We start from the raw sequence: 20,727 nt of genomic DNA on the forward strand, positions 1-20,727 counted from the left end.
CACAAAGGTCACACGGTCGCACCGGTACGGCGCACGGATCGCCCCGCCAGTACATCGGTCCTGCGCCCGTCCCGCATGACGAACCGCCCGTCGATCAGGACGTGCGGAATCCCGGCCGGCAGCCGCCGCGGCTCCGCGTACGTCGAACCCGCCGCGACCGTCTCCGGATCGAAGAGCACCAGGTCCGCCCGGTAACCCTCCCGGACCAGGCCCCGGTCGGGCAGCCGCAGCCTCGCCGCCGGCCGGCCCGACAGGTGCGCCACGCACTCCTCCAGGCCCAGCACCCCCAACTCCCGCACATACCGGCCCAGGTAGTGCGGGAAGGTGCCGTACGCCCTCGGATGCGGCTTGGCGCCCTGCAGGATGCCGTCCGAGCCCCCGGTGTGCGCCGGGTGCCGCATGATCGCCCGGACGTTCTCCTCATGACCCACGTGCTGCAGGACCGCCGTGCCCAGCCGGTCCGCCAGCAGCAGGTGCCGGGCCGTGTCCCAGCCGTCCACCCGCCGCCCCACGTAACCGGACAGCGCCGGATCGCGCACCCCGGACACCTCGACCGCCGACCAGTCCACCGGCACCCCGTGGCAGCCGTCCGCGCCCTCCACCTCCAGCGCGTACCGGATCCGCTCCGCCTCCCGGTCGTCCCGCAGCCGCTCCAGCACCGCCGCCGGACCGCCCTCGTTCGCCCAGCTCGGCAGCAGCGCCACCAGGGTGGTGCAGCCGGGCGTGTACGGGTACGTGTCCAGGGTGATGTCCGCGCCGGCGGCCAGGGCCCGGTCCAGCAGGGCCAGCAGCTCGCCCGCCCGGCCCTCGTTCTCGGCGAAGTTCATGGTGGCGTGCGCGAGGTGCAGGGCACAGCCCGCCCGCGCCGTCAGCTCCACCATCTCCGCGTAGGCGGCGAGCGCCCCGCGGCCGTACGAGCGGTGGTGCGGGCAGTAGTAGCCGCCGTACCGGGCGACCACCCGGCACAGCTCGGCCAGTTCGGCACCGGAGGCGTACATCCCGGGGGTGTAGGTCAGCCCGGAGGACATGCCGACCGCGCCCTGCGCCAGCCCCTCCGCGACCAGGGCGCGCATCCGGTCCAGCTCGGCCGGGGTCGCCGGGCGGTCCGCCCAGCCGAGCGCGTACGCCCGTACCGTGCCCTGCGGCACCAGGTAGGCGGCGTTGACGGCGATGCCCCGGTCGAGGCGGTCCAGGTACTCGCCGACCGTCCGCCAGTCCATGTCCACATCGCAGCCGTCCCCGTTCCAGCCCGCGATGGCCGCCCGCACCCCGTCGAGGGTCCGGTCGTCGACGGGCGCGTACGACAGGCCGTCCTGGCCGAGGACTTCGAGGGTGATCCCCTGGGCGGCCTTCGCGCTGTGGTCCGGGTCCCGGAGCAGCGCCAGATCGCTGTGGGCGTGCATGTCGATGAACCCGGGAGCCAGCACCAGCCCGCCCGCGTCGACCGTCTCCCGGCCGGACCGGACCTGCCGGGCGGCCCGCCCGACGGCCGCGATCCGGCCCTCGTGCACACCGACGTCGGCGGTGTACGAGGGCCCGCCCGAGCCGTCGACGACACGGGCTCCCCGGAACACCAGGTCCACGGCTAGAAGAACGTCCGGATGTAGTCGGTGACCGTGCCGTCGGCCTCGACGACCGGGATCAGCGGCCACTTCTCGAAGATGGTGCAGGGGTGCGCCATGCCGAGCGAGATCCAGTCCCCGACCTCCAGGCGGACCTCGGGCCCGGTCTCCAGCCAGGCGTGCTGGTCGGACAGCTTCTCCACCCGGATCCCGTCGGCCGGCCGCTCGGTGCCGTCGGCGCCCCGCACCGCGACCACCTGCGGCAGCCCCAGATCGTAGGCGATGTCCCGCTTGCCGGCGTTGACGAAGGCCTGGCCCGGGTTCGGCCGGGACACCACCTGGGTCCACAGCCGGAACGCCGGCAGCAGACCGCCCTCCTCCGGGATCCGGTTGAACGGGGTCAGGTTGGAGTACCAGCCGTGGTCGTGGGAGACGTACGCGCCCGAGCGCAGCAGCTTCAATACCGGGCGGGACAGCTCGGGGATCTCGGCGAACACCTCGGCGACCGCGTCGAACCACTCGCTGCCGCCCGCACTGACGATGATCTGCTCGGTGGTCCCCAGGTCCGCGAACAGGCCGCGCTTGTCGAAGTCCGCGGCGAGCGCGGTGAGCCGGCGCAGCCAGACCCGGACGGTGCCGGCGTCGGCGCCGGGCATGGTGGCCTCGTAGCCGGCCACCCCGACCAGGCGGAGCCGGCCGGAGGCCGCGACGGCCTCGGCGACGGCCACGCACTCCTCCTCGGTCCGGACCCCGGTCCGGCCCTCGGCGCCCGCGCCGAGCTCCACCACCACGTCCACCGTGGCCTGCTGCCCCTGGAGGGCGGAGTCCATCAGCTCCACGCCGCGTACGGAGTCGACGTACGCGACGAAGCGGAAGTCCGGGTCCGCGGTGAGCTCGGCGGCAACCCAGCGCAGGGCGGCGGCATCGACCAGCTCGTTGGCGAGGAAGATCCGCCGGACCCCGAACGCCCGGCAGACGCGGGCCTGATGGGGCATGGCGACGGTGATGCCCCAGGCGCCGAGCTCCAGCTGCCGCTCGAACAGCTGCGGGGCCATACAGGTCTTGCCGTGCGGGGCGAACGCGAGCCCGTGGCTGTCGCAGAACGCGCCGAGGGCGGCCAGGTTGTGCTCCAGCGCCGCCGCGTCGAGGGTCAGCACGGGGGTGGTGAACCCGCCCGTGTACAGCCCGCGCCGCTCGGCGGCCAGCTGCCCGACGGTCAGCCCGGCCGCCTCGGCATCCGGGGGGAGGCCCTTGAATCGGTGGTCGACCGCCTCGTCGGCGAGCCGCCGGATCGCTTCGCTGGCCATTCGATTCCTCCCGGGCTGTTGCGTGCTCCGCAACGGTCGTTGCGGATGCCGCTCGCTGCTGTCTAACATCCGAGGTGACGGCGGGTCAACGTGAAGCCGCGACACGGCATCCCAGCCCGCGCGGCGTTTGAGCGCATCCGGCGCGAAGCGCCCAGCGGGGGCTGGGGCCGCAGGCCCCAGTTCGGGAAGGGGCGGGGTGGGGAAGAGGCCGCCCGCAGGGCTGCGCACGGACAGGACAGGACACGACGTGAGCCAAACGCTCGACCGGGCGCTCAGCATCCTGCCGCTGCTGGCCAGAGGGCCGGCCGGCCTGGGCCAGGTCGCAGCGGAGCTGGACGTGCACAAGAGCACCGCCCTGCGCCTGCTGCGGACGCTGCATGAACACGGGCTCGTGTACCGCCAGGCGGACGGCCGGTACCGGCTCGGCGGCAGGCTCTTCGCCCTCGCCGCGGAGGCCATGGAGAACCTGGACATCCGGGAGACCGCCCACCCCCACCTCGCCGCGCTCAACGCCGACACCGGCCACACCGTCCACCTCGCCCTGCACCAGGACGACGAGGTCGTCTACGTCGACAAGGTCGACAGCCGCTACCCCGTCCGGATGTACTCCCGCATCGGCCGCCCCGTCCCGCTCACCGTCGCCGCCGTCGCCAAGGTGCTGCTCGCCGGCCTGGACGAGAGCGAACGGCGGGCCCTGGCGGAGCGGATCGAATACCCCCGCTACACCGCCCGTTCGACCCCGGACGCGGAGGCCTTCCTCCGCGAACTGGCCCTCGTACGCGAACAGGGCTGGGCCACCGACCTCGGCGGACACGAGGACACCGTCAACTGCCTCGGCGCACCCGTGCGCGGCCCCGGCGGGCGGGTCGTGGCGGCCCTTTCGGTGTCCGCGCCCAGCATGCTGGTCGGCAGCGGGGAACTGCTGGAACTGCTGCCACAGGTGCTGCGTACCGCCGATGCCATCAGCCAGGACTACTCAGGAGAGACCGAGTGACGGACCACACCGGGAAGAAGACCGCCCTCACCCCGCCCACCCACACCGCCCCGCCCGCGAAGTTCTCGCACGGCGTGCGCAAGGGGAACATCCTCCAGGTGGCCGGCCAGGTCGGGTTCCTCCCGCACGTCGAGGGGCAGCCGCCGACCACTGCCGGGCCGACCCTGCGCGAGCAGACGCTCCAGACGCTGGAGAACGTCCGTTCGGTGCTGGAGGCGGGCGGTGCGGGCTGGGACGACGTGATGATGATCCGCGTCTACCTGACCGACACCGGGCACTTCGCCGAGATGAACGAGCTCTACGACGCCTACTTCGAGGAGCAGGGCCTCGAGCAGGCGCCGGCCGCCCGGACCACCGTGTACGTCGGCCTGCCCGCCGGTCTCCTGATCGAGATCGACGCGCTGGCGGTCCTGGGCTGACACCGGACGCGAAGGGCGCCCCCCTGGCGGTGGGGCGCCCCGAGCTGTGCACGGCTCAGACGCAGTACTGCGATTCCTTGCCGATGGACCGGTACATGCAGTCCGCGTTCTCCAGCAGCTGGAGCACCGCGTCCCGGTTCCGGCTGGTCTCGCGCTCGATCACCTCGTCGGGCGGGTAGAAGCCGCCGCCGCCCGAGCTGCGGGGGTACATCTCGAAGGTGTAGCCGAAGATCTTCTGGCTGCCCCACAGCCAGTCGTCGATGGTGCCGTCGGTGATGTAGAGGTCACTGGACTGCTCGGCGGTGTAGCCGTTGCTCGCGGCCATCTTCTGGCCGACCGCCTTGAAGGCGCCCAGGTCGTCTGCGGTCAGGCCGGGGGCCGTGTCGTTGTAGGTGTAGCCGAACGGCCACAGCACCAGCTCGCTGTAGGTGTGGAAGTCGATGGCCGCCTTGATCTGCTGCTTGCCGCCGACCACCCGGCTGCGGACGAAGTCCGAGACCACCTTCACCTCGGGGGCCGATTCGGCGGCCGTGCCGCGGTAGGTCTCGGAGCTCTTGCTGCCGCTGGAGCCGCCGCAGCAGCCCCACTTGTAGTTCCAGTTGCGGTTCTCGTCGGTGCCGACGTACGAGGAGCCCGAGTTGGGCTGCCGGTTCTTGCGCCAGGACCGGTAGGAGCCGGTGGCGATGTCGTACTCGCCGCCGTCCGGGTTGAGGTCCGGGATGATCCAGATCTCGCGCCCGTTGACCATGTTGGTGATCCGGGAGTCGGTGCCGTAGTCCTCGCCGAACTCGCGGAGCAGGTACAGGGCCATCTCGACGGTCAGGTGCTCCCGGGCGTGCTGGTGGTGGGTGAAGAGCACCTCGGGCTCGGCCTCGTCGGTCCCGACGTTGTCGCTGATCTTGATGGCGACCAGGTCGCGGCCCTGGTAGGACTTGCCGATCACCCGCTTGCTCATGATGTTCGGGTACTGGGCGATCCGCTGGTCGATCTCGGCGCTCATCTCGGCGTAGTTGTGGTACTTCGAGTCGGCCGAGGGGAAGTCCATGGGCGTCGCCGCGATCCCGGGCAGCGAGCGGTCGGGCGGGCCGGCCAGAGCGTCGAGCTTGTAGCCGAGCGAGCGCAGCTTCTTGGCCTGCATGGTGTCGGCGCTGACGACCACGGTGTGGTCGTCGACCTCGTCGATCGAGACTCCGGTGCCGAGCAGTGCCGTCCGGTCGGCCGCGGTGGACGGCCCGTGGATCCGGTACTGGCCGATGGCCTCGTCCTGGGTGGCGGTGGACGGCGTCGGAGGGGCCGAGGCGGTGGCGCTCATGCCGTAGGCGGGTGCGCCGAGCGCGAGCGCCAGCAGGGCCGCCGTGACGACGGACCTCCGGCGGGTGTGTAGCCGCATGCGATCTCCTGGGTCGGGAGTGTGGGGGTAGCCGTGCGGACGCGCACAGCGTGCGCCTCTGTCATGGACCGGTCAAGAGGCCGAAACCGGCCACCCCCACACATGCCCGGCTACGGCAGCGAGTGCACCTTCGGACCCACCGAGTTGGACCAGGCGTTGCCCGCCTTCGCGTCCCAGTTCGTCGACCAGGTCATCGCCCCGCGCAGCGACGGGTAGGTGCGGGACGGCTTGAACGAGCCGCAGTTCGTGCCGCGGGTCAGGCAGTCCAGCGCGTTGTTCACCACGGTCGGGGAGACGTAGCCGCTGCCCGCGCCGCTCGTCGAGGCGGGCAGGCCCAGGCCCACCTGGGAGGGGTCGAGGCCGCCCTCCAGCTGGATGCAGGCCAGTGCGGTGAGGAAGTCCACCGAGCCCTGGGAGTAGACCTTGCCGTCGCAGCCCAGCATCGAGCCGCTGTTGTAGTACTGCATGTTGACGACGGTGAGGATGTCCTTGATGTTCAGCGCCGTCCGGAAGTAGGCGTTCGAGGTCGACTGCATGTCGATGGTCTGCGGGGCCATGGTGATGACCAGGGAGGGTCCGGCCTTCTGGGCGAGGGAGCGCAGTGCCTGGGTCATGTAGGTGGCGTTGAGGCCGTTCTCCAGGTCGATGTCGATGCCGCTGAAGCCGTACTCCTGCATCAGCGCGTACGCCGAGTTCGCCAGGTTGTTCGCCGAGGCGGAGTCGTTGACCGTGATGGTCCCCTTCTCGCCGCCGATCGAGAGGATGACCGATTTCCCGGCCGCCTTCTTCGCCGCGATGTCGGCCTTGAACTGGGCGACCGTGTAGCCGCCGAGGCCGGCCGAGTCGAGGTTGAAGGTGATGGCCCCGGGTGTGGTGGTGGCGTCGGCGAAGGAGACGGCGATGATGTCGTACTGCGCCTGGACCTCCGAGAGCTTCTGGACGGTGGCCCCGTTGTTGAAGTTCTGCCAGTAGCCGGTGACCGCGTGCCGGGGCACGGCCGGGTTGCCGGGGTTGCCGCCGGGGGACGTGGTGCCGCTGACCGGGGCGGACTTCGGACCTTCACCCGCCTGGTTGTACGCGCTCACCTGGAGGGAGTAGGTGGTGGACGGGGCCAGACCGGTGAGTTGGCTGCTGGTGCCGGTGACCGTGGCCACCCGGCTGCCGTCCCGGTAGACGTGGTAGCCGGTGGCGTTGGAGACCGCGTTCCACGAAAGGGTGAGGGCGTTCGCGCTCTGGCCGGAAACCGCGAGTCCGGCGGGCGCTCCGGGGATGCCGGGGCCGGGGTCGGTGCCCCCGCCGCCGTCCGGGCCGAACACGCTGAACTCGTCCACGTGGTAGGCGGGCTGCCCGTACCAGCCGTGGGTGTAGACGGTGACCTGTGTGGTGCTCGGCCCGGTGTTGAAGGTGGTGGACAGCTTCTGCCAGCCGCCGCCCGAGCCGGGGGTCCAGGTGGAGACGTCCTGGGTGCCCGTGCCGGACGCGCCCAGGTAGACGTAGCTGCCCTGGACCTGGGTGCTCAGCGTGTACGTGGAGTTCGGCTTGACCGTGACGGTCTGGCTGCAGCGGGCGTTGTCCTGGCCGCTCGGGGTGCCCTTGAGGGCGCCGGCCCCGGCGTAGGTGGGCGAGGGGACGGCGGCTCCGCTGTCGCCCGCGCAACTCCAGTTGGCGAGCCCGGACTCGAAGCCGCCGTTGCGGGCCACGTTGACGTCGGCGGCCTGCGCGGTCCCGGCGGTGAAGGCTGCCAGACCGGTCGCGGTGAGGGTGGCGGCGCCCAGCAGGGCGAGGGAGCGTATGCGGTTCACGTATGGCTCCGGTGGGGGGAGGGGTAGGGGAGGGGTGGCGCGGTGGGGAGGGAGTGGGGATCCCGCAGCCAAGTTGGTCCAGACCAATCTCCGTGTCAAGAGTCTTTGCAATGTGGCTGGAAACGATCGGAGTTCCCTTCCCGGTTGTCCGGGTTTCCCGCCACCTGTGACAGGTGCTCCATGCACGGGAATTGGCAAGGGCCTGCCCCGCCAGGAAGGACGCGGATAAGGTGCTGAGGCAGGAGGGAAGCGCGTCGATCGTTTGCGGTCGCGCAGCATGCGCGCGTACGCGACGACCACGCGGACGTCTGCGGCGTGCGGGGGGATCAGGGGAACAGGGGGATTCGCGTGCCGACCGCCATCGCTGTCACCAGCGCCGACCTGGTGCTGCCCGCCCCCGACCGGCACACCCCGCCGGCCGCGGTGCTGCACCCGCCCGAACGGCTCGATCTGGAGCATGCGCTCGCCGAGACCGCCGCCCTGCTGGAGCGGCACGGCCACCTGCTGGTCGTCGTACCGGCCTGGCTGCCCGCGCCGGCCGTCCGCCGGCTGCACACCGTACGCGCCATCCTGGAGAGCGACCGGATCGCCCTGCTCGACATCGATCTGCCGCCGCTCGGCACCGCCCTGCTGGTCCGTCAGCTGCGCCAGCTCACCATGTGCGACTTCAGCCCCGGAATCATCGCCTCCGCCGCGCGGCTGCTGTCCCACTACATCCACGCCGGCGCCCTCCTCGGCTCGGTCGCCAAACTCGACCGGATCCCGGTGGCCCTCAAGGCGCACGCCCGCTCCTGGGCCCCCGGCGCCCAGTTCGCCGTACTCGCCAACCCGGCCCCGCACCTGGTGAAACTCGGCCCCGGTGCCGCACTCCCGCCCGGCCCCGCATTCGCCACCCACCTCACCTTCGCCCGCGGCCAGCTCGCCGGAGACTGGGTCGCCACCGAACTGGCCCCCGCCTGGCAGGTCCAGGGCGTGCTGGAGAACCCGCTGCCCGCCGACTCGCCCGCCTGGTGGGCCACCCCCAAGCTGATCGAGTTCGCCGCGGCCATCCCCGACATCGGCGTCCTCTACCAGCTCGTCGCCTCCGTCCGCCGCGAGGACTGCCGATGGTGCGGCCTCGAACTCATCGGCGACCGCTGCGGCTTCTGCGCCACCCCGATCCCGGCACTCGCCAGATCCTGACCCACGCTCCTGACCCACGAACGACGAGGTCCCCGGCCCATGAACTCACGCCAGCGCCGCGGCGTCATCCTGCTGCTCCTCTCGGTCCTGTGCGCACTCGGCGCATTCGCCGGGGTGATCTCGGTGATCGGCGAGGTCAACTCGAAGGTCGGGCCCGAGGTCGTCGCGTACCGGGTCAAGAGCGATATAGCGGCCTACAGCCCGCTGGACGCCGGGAAGTTCGAGCAGGTGACCATCCCCGAACGCTGGCGGCCCCCGACGGCCGTCACCGACCTCGGCGCGGTCAAGGGGAAGATCGCGCTCACCACCCTCAAGAAGGGCTCCCTGCTCCAGGCCGACATGGTCGTCGACCGGCCCAAGCTCCAGGCCGGCGAACAGGAGATCGCCATCATGATCGACGCGTCCACCGGCGTCGCCGGGAAGATCCACTCCGGTGACCGGGTCAACATCACCGCCACCTTCAAGGGCAAGCGGCCGACCGACCCCGACCGGTCCGTCATCATCGTGGTCAACGCCCGGGTCATCGAAGTCGGCCGGCTCACCCCGGTGGAGAAGTCCGGCGAGCGCAAGGGCACCCCCGAGGCCGTGCCGATCACCTTCGCCCTCGGCAACAAGGACGTCAACCGCATCGCCTACGCCGAGTCCTTCGCCGAACACGTCCGGCTGGCCCTGCTCCCGCCCGGCACCGAGGGATCCGTCCCGCCCGCCGACCGCTGGTACACCCTCGACGGGGACAAGTGAGGCCGGCATGACCACCCGAATCCTTCCCGCCGTCTCCGACCCGGAGGCCGCCCGCGTCCTGATCACCCTGCTCGGCCAGCTCCCGGCCGCCGCGCCGGCCGCCCCGCTGCACGACTCGACCGCCCTGCTGGACACCCTGGCCCGGCAGGCCGCCGGGTCCATCGACGAACTCCCCGAGGTCGTCCTCGTCCACGAGCGGATCGGCCCGCTGCCCGCCCTCGACCTCATCCGCGAAGTCGCCCTCCGCTTCCCGGCGGTAGGTGTGGTCCTGCTGACCTCCGACGCCGGCCCGGCCCTCTTCTCCGCCGCCATGGACTCCGGCGCCCGCGGCCTGGTCGGACTCCCGCTCACCTACGAGGAACTCGCCGCCCGCGTCCAGGCCGCCGCCCAATGGGCCGCCGGAGTACGCCGCCACCTCGGCCCGAGCGCCGGCGCGGACGTCTTCACCGGCCCGGGCAGCGGCCGCGTGGTCACCGTCACCGGCGCCAAGGGCGGGGTCGGCACCACCTTCTGCGCCGTCCAGTTCGCCCTGGCCGCGGCCGCCGCCGGACGGCAGGTCGCCCTGGTCGACATGGACCTCCAGGCCGGCGACGTCGGCTCCTACCTGGACGTCCAGTTCCGCCGCTCGATCGCCGACCTGGCCGGCATCCAGGACATCTCCCCGCGCGTCCTCGGCGACGCCGTGTACGAGCACCAGGCCGGCCTCGCCCTGCTGCTGGCCCCCGCCGACGGCGAACGCGGCGAGGAGGTCGACGAACGGGCCGCCCGGCTCATCATCACCGCCCTGCGGCACCGCTACGACCTCGTCGTCGTCGACTGCGGCACCCAGCTCTCCGGTGCCGGCGCCGCCACCGTCGAGCTCGCCGACGTCGCGGTCCTGGTCACCACCCCCGACGTGGTCGCCGTCCGGGCCGCCAAGCGGATGGTCCGTATGTGGGAACGGCTCCAGGTCCGCAAGGCCGAGGACACCGCACTGGTGGTCAACCGCTGGACCAAGCACACCGAGATACAGCCCTCCCTGATCGAGAAGATCACCAAGACCCGGCCCACCCGCACCCCGGTCCCGGCGAACTTCAAGGAACTCCAGGCCGTGGTCGACGCGGGCCGCGTTCAGGACCTCGACAACCGGTCCTCGGTCAAGCAGGCCCTGTGGACCCTCGCCGGGGAACTCGGCCTGCTCCGCAGCCCGGAGGAGTCCGCCGCCCCCGCCGCCCGCTCCGCCGCGGGCGACGCGCCCCCGGGCGCCACCCTCGCCCTGCGTCCCCAGGGCCCGGTCGCCCGCCTGCGCGGCGGCGACCGCGGCGCCCTCGCCTCCTGGCGCCGCCGCCCGGCCCGGGAGGGCTGACCGATGCCCAGACCCGCGCGGGCCCCCGCCACCGCGCAAGCCGGCGACCGCGGCCAGGTCGCCCTCGAGTTCCTGGGCATGCTGCCGCTGATCCTGCTCCTGATCGCGGCCGTGTGGCAGTGCGTCCTGATCGGCTACGCGTTCTCCCTCGCGGGCAACGCGGCGGACGAGGCGGCCCGGGCGGGGGCGGTCAGCGGCGACCCGGGCGCCTGCGACGCGGCCGCCCGGGAACACATCCCCGGCAGCTGGCAGACCACGCCGACCTGCCCGGCCCCGCCGGCCACGGGCCTGTACCGGGTCTCCGTCCGGCTGCAGATCCCGGCCCTGTTCCCGGGCCTGAACACCGGCCTGTCGGTGACGGGCGAGGCGGGAGCGGCGATGGAAGAGGAGACCGGCTGATGCACGCCCACACCTCGGCCTCGGCAGGGCCCGTGCTCCCCCCGTCCGACTCCAGCCCGAGCCACCCCGGCGCGCCCGGCCGCCCCGGCCCGGCGGCACCCACCCAGCCCCGCCGGCGCTTGAGGCGCGGGGTCCGGAGCAGCGCCCCGGTACCCGGCCTGCCCGGCGCGCCCGGCCGCCCCGGCCGGACGGCACCCACCCAGCCCCGCCGGCGCTTGAGGCACGGGGCTGCCCGGGCCGGCGCCCCGGTACCCGGCGCGCGCCGCGCCCACCGCGACCGCGGCCAAGCCGCCCTGGAGTACCTCGGCTTCCTGCCGATCCTCCTGCTCATCGCCCTCGCCGGCATCCAGCTCGGCTGGATCGCGTACGTCGAGCAGCAGGCGGAGAACGCCGCCCGGGTGGCCGCCCGTACGGCCGCCCGTACCGACATCCCCACCGGCGAGGCCGCCGGACGCGACTCCATCAAGGAGAGCATCCGGGGCAGCGCCATCGTCGGTGTCAGCGGCACGGACGCCCTCACCGCGACCGTGACCATCCCGGTCAACTCCATCGTGCCGGGACTGTCCTTCGAGCCCCGCACCCGAACTGCCACCATGCCCAACGACGACCCGGAAGGCCCCTGAACCCATGAGCCTGCGTTCCCGGGTCAACACCCCGGACGACCGCCACAGCCCCCGCGAAGACGGCCGCCTCGTCTCCGCCTACCGCGCCAAGCTGCTCGAAGAGATCGACCTCGCCGAGATGTCCTCGCTCGCCCCGGCCGAGCGCCGCGCCCGCCTGGAGCGGGTCCTCGGGCACATCATCAGCCGCGAGGGCCCGGTCCTCTCCACCGTCGAGCGCGCCCAGCTGATCCGCCGGGTCGTCGACGAAGCCCTCGGCCTCGGCGTGCTCGAGCCGCTCCTCGAAGACCCCTCCATCTCCGAGATCATGGTCAACGGCCCCGACCACATCTACGTGGAGCGGGCCGGCCGGGTCGAGCAACTTCCCCTCCGCTTCGCCTCCCACGAGCAGCTGATGCAGACCATCGAGCGCATCGTCTCCGCCGTCAATCGCCGCGTGGACGAGGCCAACCCGATGGTCGACGCCCGCCTCCCCACCGGCGAACGCGTCAACGTGATCATCCCGCCGCTCTCCCTGACCGGCGCCACCCTCACCATCCGCCGCTTCCCGCGCGCCTTCACCCTCCCCGAGATGATCGCCCTCGGCTCGCTCGACGAGCAGATGCTGCTGCTCCTCTCCGGCCTGGTCCAGGCCAAGATGAACGTGATCGTCTCCGGGGCCACCGGCACCGGCAAGACCACCCTCCTCAACGCCCTCTCCGGTCTCATCCCGGAAGGCGAACGGATCATCACCATCGAGGACTCGGCGGAACTCCAGCTCCAGCAGTCCCACGTCATCCGGCTGGAATCACGGCCCGCCAACGTCGAGGGCAAGGGCCGGATAACCATCCGGGACCTGGTCCGAAACTCCCTCCGGATGCGCCCCGACCGCATCATCGTCGGCGAGGTCCGCGGCGGCGAGACCCTCGACATGCTCCAGGCCATGTCCACCGGCCACGACGGCTCCCTCGCCACCGTGCACGCGAACAGCGCCGAGGACGCCCTGATGCGGCTCCAGACCCTAGCCTCCATGTCGGAGGTCGAGGTGCCCTTCGAGGCCCTCCAGGACCAGATCAACAGCGCCGTCAACGTGGTCGTCCAGCTCACCCGGTTCGCCGACGGCTCCCGCCGGATCACCGAGATCTCCATCCTCGACTCGCACGGCCGCGAACCCTTCCGGATCATCACCGTCTGCCGGTTCGCCGCCCAGCCGCTCGGCGGCGACGGCCGGGTGCACGGCCACTTCGAGTACTACCCGCTGCCGCGCCGCATCGCCGAACGCCTCTACATGAACAACCAGCCGATCCCGCAGGCCTTCGGGGTCGCCGCAACCGAGGACCAGCTCACCACCCGGATCGCCCTGTGACCACACCCGTACTCCTCACCCTCGGCGCCACGCTCCTCGCCTGCGCCCTCCTGGTCCTGGGCGTCCACGCCTACGCCAAGGGCCGGGCCCAGCGCGCCGCGCTCATCGAGCGGCTCTCCGCGAGCGGCGAACCGGAGCCCGCCGGCCGCCGGCGCCGCTTCCGCTCCCTGGACCGGCGGCTGCGCCCCACCCGCCTCGGCCGCCGGATCGAACGCCAGCTGGCCGCGACCGGCCTCGAACTCACCCCGGGCGAGTTCCTCGTGTACATGGCCGCCTCGGTGGCCGGCGTCTGGCTGATCGCCTCCGCCCTGCTGGCCCCCTTCTTCGGCCCGGTGGCCGGCCTGATCGGCCTGTGGTCGGCGAACGCCTTCCTCAACTGGCAGCGCACCCGCCGTACGGAGCGCTTCATCAACCAGCTCCCCGAGCTGGCCCGCATCCTGGCCAACGCCACCCAGGCCGGGCTGGCCCTCCGTACCGCCATCGGCATGGCCGCGGAGGAGCTGGAGGCACCGGCCGGGGAGGAACTCGCCCGGGTCGCCGACCGGCTGGCCGTCGGCCACTCCATCGACGAGGCCCTCGGCGAACTCGCGGACCGGCTGCCCTCCCGGGAACTCGTCGTCCTCGTCTCCACCCTCGTGCTGTCCTCCCGCGCGGGCGGCGCGATCGTCGGCAGCCTCCGCAACCTGACCGTCACCCTGGAACAGCGCAAGGAGACCCGCCGCGAGATCCGCACCCAGCTGTCCCAGGTGACGGTGACCGCCTACCTGATGCCGTTCATAGGGCTGGGCTCCCTCCTGCTCGTCGACGCGATCATGCCGGGCGCCCTGGACCGGATGACCGGCTCCGTCCCCGGCCAGATCGCCGTACTGGCCGCGCTCGGCCTCTTCGCCCTCGGCTTCGTCTCCATCCGCCGCCTGTCGAAGATCGAGGTGTAGCCGGTGACCGCCCTGCTGCTGGCCCTCGCCCTGGCCCTGTCCGTCCTCGGGGCCTTCCACGGCATCCGCCTCTACCGCGCCGAGACCAAACTCCCCACCGACCTCGCCCTCGCCCTGGAGGTCGGCGCCACCCGCACCACCGCCGTCGGCTCGGTCGTCGACCGGATGGGCATCCGGTACGCCCCCCTCGTCCTGCGCCTGATGGGCCCCAAACAGGTCGCCCGCAAACGCCGCCAGATCGACATGGCCGGCAACCCGGCCGGCCTGACCATCGACCGCTACGCCGCCCGCCGCGCCGTGTACGGGGCCCTGGGCGGCGCCGGCGCCTTCGCCATGCTCCTCAACGGCCAGCTGATCCTGTCCCTGATCATGGTCGCCTTCGGCCTGTTCTGGATCGAGGCCGGACTGTGGTCGGCGATCCGGGTCCGCCGCGACCACATCGAACGGACCCTGCCCGACTTCCTGGACGTCCTGGCCGTGGTCGTCAGCTCCGGGCTCGGCTTCCGGCAGGCCCTGGAACGCGTCGCCGACAAGTACAAGGGCCCCTGGTCGGACGAAATCCGCATCACCCTCCAGCAGATGGACATGGGCGTCAGCCGCCGGCAGGCCTTCGACGAACTGCGCCGCCGCAACGACAGCGAGCAGGTCGCCCAGTTCGTGACCGCCCTCCAGCAGGGCGAGGAACTCGGCTCGCCCATCGTCGACACCCTCATCGCCATCGCCGAGGACATGCGGCGTACGGACGCCCAGAACGCCCGCCGCCGGGCCGCCCGGGCCGTCCCCAAGGCCACCTTCGTGGTCACCATGTTCATGCTGCCCGGCACGATGATCCTGCTCATCGGCGGATTCGTGTACGGCGCGGACATCGACTTCGGCGCACTGCTGGAAGGCGACTGACCATGTCCTCCGGCTTCCTTCCGGCCCCCCTGTGGACCGGCACCGCGACCGTTCCGGCCCGGGCCCGCCGCCCGGAACCCGCCCTCACCCTCCAGGTGAACGCACTCCAGTCCCTCTGCCGCCAGGTCTTCGGCTTCCGGCTGGCGCTCATCGCCCTGGGCGCCCCGATCGCCCTGGGCCGTACGGCGCCCGGCGGACCGGCCTACCTGGTCGGCGGCGCGATCCTGTTCAGCTTCATGCTCTCGTACCTCCTCTTCCGCGACTGGGAGCGGTTCGGGCCACTGCTGCTCCGCCACCGCTGGCTGCTCGCCGCCGACATGGCCTGGACCCTGCTCCTGCTCATCCCGGCCACCCTGGACTCCCCGCTCGGCCTGGTCGCCATCGGTACGCCGCTGCTGGCCGGGCTCGTCTACGGCTGGCGCGGCTCGGCCGTGTACGCGGCCGTCCAGGCAGTGGTCGTGGCCGCCCTGGCCGGCGGGCTGCTCCTCGGCAGCCTGTGCCTCCTCGCGGGCGCGGCCGGGGCCTGCCTGCGCGGGCTGCTGTTCCGCTTCGGCGAGGCCGGGCGGGCGCTGACCGAGACCCGGGCGCGGCTGGCCGTGGCCGAGGAACGCACCCGGCTGGCCCGCGAGATGCACGACTCGCTGGCCAAGACCCTGCACGGCCTGGCCCTCGCCGCCGAGGCCCTGCCCCGCACCACGGACCCGGAGCAGCTCCGCTCCCGGGCCGACCTGATCGCCCGCTCGGCCCGCCGCGCGGCGACAGAATCCCGCGCCCTCCTCGCGGACCTGCGCCGCGACACGCCGTCGGCCGCCGACGCCCAGCCGACCGCCGTCGGGCTCCCGTCCGCCGACGGGTCCCCGGCCACCGACCTGGCTCCGTCCGCCGGCCTGACTCCGTCCACCGACCCAACTCCGTCCGCCGGCCGGACCCCGTCCGCCGGCCGGACCCCGTCTGCCGACCTGACCCCGTCTGCCGACCTGACCCCGTCCGCCGACCTGACCTCGGCGGCCGACCTGACCTCGGCGCTCCGGTCCCTGACGGAGGCAGCCTGTCCGCCGGCGGAACTCGGCACCGTCGGCCCACTTCCCGACCTGCCGTCCGACGTCGCCCGCCACCTGCTGGCAGTGGCCTCCGAGGCCCTGGAGAACGTCCGCCGGCACGCGGCCGCCACCCGGGTGGAGGTCCGGGCCATCACGGCAGACCCGGACTCGGGCCCGGACTCCCTCCTCGTCCTCACCATCGAGGACGACGGGCGCGGCCTGCCGCCCGGCGGGGTCGACCCGTCGGACCTCCGGGGCCGGGGCCACTTCGGCCTGCTCGGCATGACGGAACGCGCGGCCGCGATCGGCGCCGACCTCCACATCGGCCCCCGCCCGACCGGCCCGGGCACCCGGGTCCGCCTCACGCTCACCGCCCGGGGGAGCGCCTGATGCCGCCGCTCCGCATCCTGATCGCCGACGACAACCCGGTCGTCCGGGCCGGCCTGGCCGCACTCCTGGCCACCCACGAGGACCTCCAGGTGGTCGCCCAGGCCGCCAACGGCGGCGAAGCCCTCGCCCTGGCCCGCAGCCACCACCCGGACGTGGTCCTGCTGGACGTCCGCATGCCGGGCGTGGACGGCATCTCGGCCCTGCCGCACCTGGTGCAGCTGGCGCAGGTACTGATGCTGACGTACAGCCAGGAGAGCGAGGTGGTCCGCGAGTCCCTGCTCCTGGGCGCCGGCGGCTACCTCGTCCACGGCGAATTCACGCCGGACGACCTGACCCGCGCCATCCGCGACGTCCACGAGGGCCGCCCCCACTTCACCCCGACGGCGGCGGGAGCCCTGCTGGCGGAACTGCGGGGGTCTTCGCATCCGCAACGGATTGTGGCACAGTCTTCGGAACGGGTTCCCAACCATGCTTCGTTCGGGCTGAGTTCGCGGGAGGTGGAGGTGATGGACCTGATCGCGTCCGGAATGACGAACCAGCAGATCGCAGCCACCTGCTTCATCAGCGAAAAGACGGTCAAGAACCACATCAACCGCATCTTCGCGAAGCTCCACAGCGCGAGCCGCAGCGAGGCGATAGCCCGCTGGCTGGGAACGATCCGTTCGGGGGCGCCGGGTCATGGGTAGACGGGATGCGCAGTGGGTCCGTAGATGGGCCCCAGGACCCTTTGCAGGCGCGCCCGCGGTTGCGTACGGTCCGCGAGTCGACAGCGGGACCGGACCTGGAGGACACCGTGCGGAACCTCAAGTGGCGCCGTTTGAACGGCAGGGACGAGGGCCAGACGGCTTTCGAGTACCTGGGGATCATTGTGGTGATCGTCCTGATCATCGGCGCCATTCTCGGATCGGGGATCGGGACGCAGATCGCCAGCGCCATCACCCAGGCGGTCACGGACATCACGGGTGGCGGGGGCACCTGAGGTTGGTTGCGTCTGGGGCCCGGGATCAAGGGCAGGCGTTCCCTCTCTATGTCGGGACGGTTGCGGTCCTGCTCTTTGCCGCCCTCGCCTTCGTCGTTGTGGGAATGGCAGGAGCCACGCGTAGCCAGGCGCAAGGCGCCGCCGATGCTGCAGCGTTGGCAGCTGCCCGTGAGGCGAGAGACAGCGTCTTCACGGGACTCGTTCTGCAGGATCTCAAGCCGGAGGAGTGGCAAGAGATCCTGGACGGCGAATTCTTCGATGCAGAGGGGGCTTGCGACGAGGCCGAGTCCTTTGCCGCCCTGAACGATTCAGGTGAAGCTCCCGTCATCTGTGAACCCTCTCTCCCGCGGTTCACCGTGACTGTGCAGACGAACGACACGGTGGGAAAGTCAGTCATCCCCGGCTCCGACACGTTCCATGCGACGGCGACCGCCACGGCTGTGATCGAGCCGCGTTGTTCGCTCAGCTCGGATCCCACGCCGGAGCCGACGCCCCCGCCTGGCGATGAAACGGACAAGCCAGATCCCGATCCGGTCAACTTTGAGTGCGACGACGACAGAGCGTTCAAGCTGGATCCCCTGAACCCAGGGAAGCTGGCCGATCTGGCGCGGAGTCTGTTCAAGGTGCGGCTGGACGGCTGATGGTGGAGCGAGAGACAAGGAAGCGGCGTAAATGAGCATTCGGCAGACGGCGAAGGTCCGCAGGGGAGCGGCCGCAGCGGTGGCGGCGGTCTTGGCCCTCACGTTGGCCGGGTGCGGAATGGGCGATGACGAGAAGCCCAAGGGCAAGGGCAATACGCCCGTGGCCCAGACCCAGGGTGCGGAGTCTCAAAAGCCTGCGCCCACCAGCACGAGCACGGCACCGGTCGAAGTCATCGCGACGTCGAACGGTCCGGAAGGCATCGTGCTGCTGATCAACTCGGCGGTACGGGATCCGGGTGGGTTCCTCACTGTCAATGGGCAGATCAAGAACAACAGTTCCCGCCCGTTTGGGCAAACGCCCCCGTGGCGGGGAGCCGAGAAGAACGCAAGCCCGGGCTCGATCGCAGGTGCGACGGTGGTCGACAGGGCGGGCAAGAAGCGTTACTACGTGCTCCGGGACACAGAGGGCCGCTGCCTGTGCAGCACCGACATCTTCAGCATCGGCGCGGGCAAGTCGGTTTCCATCACTGCTCAGTTCCCGGCACCGCCGGCCAACACCACTGAAGTTGACTTCGGCCTGCCCACGTTCGCCACGGTAACCATCAAGATCTCCGGGTGACCCCATGACCACACGCCACCGCGCAACCGCCGCCACAGCCATAGTCGGCCTGGTCATCGCCGGGGCGCACCTCATCGGCGCCGGCAGCGCATACGCAGACGACCCCACCACGCCGCCCGGAACCGAGCCCTCCGCCGCCCCGCCCGTGGCGATCGACTCCAATTCGCCCGGGCTCAAGATGCCCCAGGGCGGCGTCCTGGCACCTCCCAAGGTGCTGGACATCGCCGAGGTGGTAGAAGACCTCGGCGGGGAGCAGCGGCGGCAGGAGACGAACCAGAGCGTGATGATGGCGCTCCAGGCGGAGGTCCTGTTCCCCGAGGACAGTGACGTCCTCAACGCCCAGGCCTCCGCCCGCATCCAAGCCATCGGCAGCGAGATCAACCAGCAGAAGGCCACCCGCGTCCGAGTCTTCGGCTTCACCGACGACCAGGGCAGCTACGAGCACGGCAAGGTGCTCTCCAAGAAGCGCGCCGACGCCGTGCAGCGGGAGCTCGCCAAGACCGTCACCAACCCGGCCGTCACCTTCGACATCCGCGGCTACAGCGAGGACTACCCGATCGCCGACAACAACACCGAAGAGGGCCGCAAGAAGAACCGGCGCGTCGAGATCACCTTCCCCCGGGGCGCGACGAACTAGGCACCGGCCCAGGACTGGCCGGGGCCCGGAACGGTCAGAGGCCGTCGGTGAAGAGCAGGCGGTTCGGGGAGGACTGGCTGATCGACGTGATGACGTCCTTGGTGGACTTGTCGTAGACCCACGCGGCCACGTCCTCACCGGTGGCCCTCGGGTTCGCCGCCAGGTAGAGGGCCGCCGCCCCCGCCACATGCGGCGCGGCCATCGAGGTCCCGTTCAGGGCGACGCTTCCGCCGCCGAGCTTGGCCGAGGTGATGTTCTGGCCGGGGGCGTAGACCCCAAGGCACTCGCCCCAGTTGGAGAAGCCGGTCTCCTCGTCCCATTGGTTGGTGGCACCGACCGTCAGGGCGTTCTCGGCGCTCGCCGGTGAGATGGTGCAGGCGTCGACGGCGCTGTTGCCGGCGGCGATGACCGGCGTGATGCCGGCGGCGTACACGGCATTGACGGCGGCGTTCACGGCCGCCGACCTCGGCCCGCCGAGGGAGCCGTTCATGACGGCCGGCTTCACGCCGTTCTTGGCGATCCAGTCCATGCCGGCGATGACCCCGGCGTAGTCACCCTTGCCGTCGCAGTCGAGCACGCGCACGCTGACCAGCGAGGTCTTCCGGGCGACCCCGTACGTGCTGCCGCCGACTGTGCCCGCCACATGCGTGCCGTGTCCCTGGCAGTCCGCACCGTTGCGCCCGTCGCCGATCGCGTCGAAGCCGAACGAGGCCCGTTCGCCGAACTCCGTGTGCGTGTAGTCGATGCCGGTGTCCACGACGTACGCCCTGACCCCGGCCCCGTTGCCCGCGGTGGTGAACTGCCCGTCCAGCGGCAGGTTCCGCTGATCGATCCGGTCCAGGCCCCACACGTTGGTGGCCCCCAGGGCACGGCTGCCGTCGTCGAAGACCTTGGCCTCCGTGTTCTGCTCCACCGAGGTCACCGTCGGCGAGCTGCGCACGAACGTCAGTTGCGTCTCGGTCAGCGTGGCCGCGAACCCGGACAGGGCACTGCCGTACGTGTGGTTCGCCTTCCCCAGCTGCGGGACCTTCTTGACGAACCCGGCCGCGTCGGTGCCCTGCTTCAGGGTGACGATGTAGCTGTTGGGGATGGGGACGCCGGAGGTCTTGGTCACCGCGAGGGGCACGGCGCGGACGTCGTCGTCGGCGGCCGCCCCGGGAGCGGTGGCCAGCGGTACGAGCATCAGCGGGGCAGCGGCGGCGATACAGCGCGCGAGCAGGCGCATGGAACGGCTCCAGGGGTGAGTCGTGCGTCAGTGTGGGGCCTCGCGCGTGGGGCATCCCCCGTCGCTGACGACCACTCATCCCTTCGGCGCCGCCACACCTGCTGCTGAAATCGGGCCATCCACCTGGCCCAACCCCACCCGGCCCGCGAAAGCGCAGGTCAAACAGCCCGACCGGAGCCGTTTCCGCCCGTGCAGGAAGGGTTCACCTCGTCCCCTCCAAGCCCCGCCGGTCACCCCGCATCCACCGGCGCGATTCAC

The 20,727-nt window shown here is 71.6% G+C and carries 21 protein-coding genes; 16 read left to right on the top strand and 5 right to left on the bottom strand.

Annotation, left to right across the window (positions count from 1 at the left end):
• Positions 1-8: 8 nt before the first annotated feature.
• Positions 9-1,583: a D-aminoacylase gene (locus tag AB0447_RS21605; RefSeq protein ID WP_366478323.1), complete on the bottom strand. Its 1,575-nt coding sequence runs from the start codon at positions 1,581-1,583 to the stop codon at positions 9-11.
• 2 nt (positions 1,584-1,585) lie between these two features.
• Positions 1,586-2,869: an alanine racemase gene (locus AB0447_RS21610; RefSeq protein ID WP_366478324.1), complete on the bottom strand. Its 1,284-nt coding sequence runs from the start codon at positions 2,867-2,869 to the stop codon at positions 1,586-1,588.
• Positions 2,870-3,116: 247 nt separating this feature from the next.
• Between AB0447_RS21610 and AB0447_RS21615 the strand changes: the two genes are divergently transcribed.
• Together AB0447_RS21615 and AB0447_RS21620 are read left to right on the top strand one after the other, a co-directional pair.
• Positions 3,117-3,863 carry an IclR family transcriptional regulator gene (locus AB0447_RS21615; RefSeq protein WP_366478325.1) on the top strand — a complete coding sequence of 249 codons (747 nt, stop codon included), beginning with the start codon at positions 3,117-3,119 and terminating at the stop codon, positions 3,861-3,863.
• Positions 3,860-4,282, top strand: a complete 423-nt coding sequence (locus AB0447_RS21620; RefSeq protein WP_366478326.1) for a RidA family protein — start codon at positions 3,860-3,862, stop codon at positions 4,280-4,282. The genes AB0447_RS21615 and AB0447_RS21620 overlap by 4 nt, the downstream gene beginning before the upstream one ends.
• A 55-nt stretch (positions 4,283-4,337) precedes the next feature.
• Here AB0447_RS21620 and AB0447_RS21625 read toward each other — a convergent pair whose 3' ends face one another.
• A complete protein-coding gene (locus tag AB0447_RS21625; RefSeq protein ID WP_366478327.1) occupies positions 4,338-5,672 on the bottom strand; it encodes a M14 family metallopeptidase in 1,335 nt (444 codons plus the stop codon).
• 110 nt (positions 5,673-5,782) lie between these two features.
• Positions 5,783-7,474 carry a glycoside hydrolase family 18 protein gene (locus tag AB0447_RS21630; protein WP_366478328.1) on the bottom strand — a complete coding sequence of 564 codons (1,692 nt, stop codon included), beginning with the start codon at positions 7,472-7,474 and terminating at the stop codon, positions 5,783-5,785.
• A 348-nt stretch (positions 7,475-7,822) separates the two neighbouring features.
• Here AB0447_RS21630 and AB0447_RS21635 point away from each other — a divergent pair, with 348 nt between their 5' ends.
• The 14 genes from AB0447_RS21635 to AB0447_RS21700 all read left to right on the top strand — a co-directional run bounded on the left by AB0447_RS21635 (position 7,823) and on the right by AB0447_RS21700 (position 19,244).
• The gene (locus tag AB0447_RS21635; RefSeq protein WP_366478329.1) at positions 7,823-8,656 is read left to right on the top strand and encodes a hypothetical protein; all 834 of its coding nucleotides are present in this window, start codon (positions 7,823-7,825) and stop codon (positions 8,654-8,656) included.
• A 39-nt stretch (positions 8,657-8,695) separates the two neighbouring features.
• Positions 8,696-9,397 carry a Flp pilus assembly protein CpaB gene (gene cpaB, locus AB0447_RS21640; protein ID WP_366478330.1) on the top strand — a complete coding sequence of 234 codons (702 nt, stop codon included), beginning with the start codon at positions 8,696-8,698 and terminating at the stop codon, positions 9,395-9,397.
• A gap of 7 nt (positions 9,398-9,404) precedes the next feature.
• Positions 9,405-10,742, top strand: coding sequence for a P-loop NTPase (locus AB0447_RS21645; RefSeq protein ID WP_366478331.1), 1,338 nt, complete (start codon positions 9,405-9,407; stop codon positions 10,740-10,742).
• 3 nt (positions 10,743-10,745) lie between these two features.
• The gene (locus AB0447_RS21650) at positions 10,746-11,141 is read left to right on the top strand and encodes a TadE/TadG family type IV pilus assembly protein (protein ID WP_366478332.1); all 396 of its coding nucleotides are present in this window, start codon (positions 10,746-10,748) and stop codon (positions 11,139-11,141) included.
• Positions 11,141-11,764 (top strand): TadE/TadG family type IV pilus assembly protein, encoded by a 624-nt coding sequence (locus AB0447_RS21655; protein WP_366478333.1) that lies wholly within the window; start codon positions 11,141-11,143, stop codon positions 11,762-11,764. The genes AB0447_RS21650 and AB0447_RS21655 overlap by 1 nt, the downstream gene beginning before the upstream one ends.
• Positions 11,765-11,768: 4 nt before the next feature.
• Complete coding sequence (locus AB0447_RS21660; protein ID WP_366478334.1) at positions 11,769-13,106, top strand: CpaF family protein; 1,338 nt, start codon at positions 11,769-11,771, stop codon at positions 13,104-13,106.
• Entirely contained in the window at positions 13,103-14,041 is a 939-nt protein-coding gene (locus AB0447_RS21665) for a type II secretion system F family protein (protein WP_366478335.1), read from the top strand. Before AB0447_RS21660 ends, AB0447_RS21665 begins: the two co-directional genes overlap by 4 nt.
• 3 nt (positions 14,042-14,044) lie before the next feature.
• A complete protein-coding gene (locus tag AB0447_RS21670; protein ID WP_366478336.1) occupies positions 14,045-14,938 on the top strand; it encodes a DUF5936 domain-containing protein in 894 nt (297 codons plus the stop codon).
• A gap of 2 nt (positions 14,939-14,940) precedes the next feature.
• Positions 14,941-16,368 (top strand): histidine kinase, encoded by a 1,428-nt coding sequence (locus AB0447_RS21675; RefSeq protein ID WP_366478337.1) that lies wholly within the window; start codon positions 14,941-14,943, stop codon positions 16,366-16,368.
• Positions 16,368-17,054 carry a response regulator transcription factor gene (locus AB0447_RS21680; protein WP_366478338.1) on the top strand — a complete coding sequence of 229 codons (687 nt, stop codon included), beginning with the start codon at positions 16,368-16,370 and terminating at the stop codon, positions 17,052-17,054. Before AB0447_RS21675 ends, AB0447_RS21680 begins: the two co-directional genes overlap by 1 nt.
• A gap of 107 nt (positions 17,055-17,161) precedes the next feature.
• Positions 17,162-17,347 (top strand): hypothetical protein, encoded by a 186-nt coding sequence (locus tag AB0447_RS21685; RefSeq protein WP_366478339.1) that lies wholly within the window; start codon positions 17,162-17,164, stop codon positions 17,345-17,347.
• 2 nt (positions 17,348-17,349) lie between these two features.
• Entirely contained in the window at positions 17,350-17,988 is a 639-nt protein-coding gene (locus AB0447_RS21690) for a pilus assembly protein TadG-related protein (protein WP_366478340.1), read from the top strand.
• Positions 17,989-18,019: 31 nt separating this feature from the next.
• Entirely contained in the window at positions 18,020-18,607 is a 588-nt protein-coding gene (locus AB0447_RS21695; protein WP_366478341.1) for a hypothetical protein, read from the top strand.
• A gap of 4 nt (positions 18,608-18,611) precedes the next feature.
• Positions 18,612-19,244, top strand: a complete 633-nt coding sequence (locus AB0447_RS21700) for an OmpA family protein (RefSeq protein ID WP_366478342.1) — start codon at positions 18,612-18,614, stop codon at positions 19,242-19,244.
• Between the two features lie 34 nt (positions 19,245-19,278).
• Here AB0447_RS21700 and AB0447_RS21705 read toward each other — a convergent pair whose 3' ends face one another.
• On the bottom strand, positions 19,279-20,469 hold the full coding sequence (locus AB0447_RS21705; protein ID WP_366478343.1) for a S8 family peptidase: 1,191 nt from the start codon (positions 20,467-20,469) through the stop codon (positions 19,279-19,281).
• Between the last annotated feature and the right edge of the window lie 258 nt (positions 20,470-20,727).

Origin of the sequence: Streptomyces sp. NPDC051211 (genome assembly GCF_040689505.1) — a bacterium.
Classification (GTDB): Bacteria; Actinomycetota; Actinomycetes; order Streptomycetales; family Streptomycetaceae; genus Streptomyces.